The organism is Cupriavidus sp. FW305-26, from assembly GCF_058787975.1.
Genome location: NZ_JBYTAH010000169.1, coordinates 1 through 617 on the forward strand (window position 1 = coordinate 1; position 617 = coordinate 617).

At 51.9% G+C, this 617-nt stretch carries 1 rRNA gene; it reads right to left on the reverse strand.

What is annotated here, in order from left to right:
• Positions 1-617, reverse strand: a 23S ribosomal RNA gene (locus AC3WQZ_RS35720); the annotation flags it as partial.

Genomic DNA, 617 nt, shown 5'->3' on the forward strand with positions numbered 1-617 from the left:
GCGTCCGCAGCTTCGGTATATAGCTTAGCCCCGTTACATCTTCCGCGCAGGACGACTCGATCAGTGAGCTATTACGCTTTCTTTAAAGGGTGGCTGCTTCTAAGCCAACCTCCTGACTGTTTTAGCCTTCCCACTTCGTTTCCCACTTAGCTATATTTGGGGACCTTAGCTGGCGGTCTGGGTTGTTTCCCTCTTGACACCGGACGTTAGCACCCGATGTCTGTCTCCCGTGATTGCACTCTTCGGTATTCGGAGTTTGCTATGGCGGGGTAATCAGCAATAGACCCCCCAACCATGACAGTGCTCTACCCCCGAAGGTGAGACACGAGGCACTACCTAAATAGTTTTCGGAGAGAACCAGCTATTTCCAGATTTGTTTAGCCTTTCACCCCTATCCACAGCTCATCCCCTAACTTTTCAACGTTAGTGGGTTCGGTCCTCCAGTACGTGTTACCGCACCTTCAACCTGGCCATGGATAGATCATCTGGTTTCGGGTCTACACCCAGCGACTCAACGCCCTGTTCGGACTCGCTTTCGCTACGCCTTCCCTAATCGGTTAAGCTTGCCACTGAATGTAAGTCGCTGACCCATTATACAAAAGGTACGCCGTCACCCC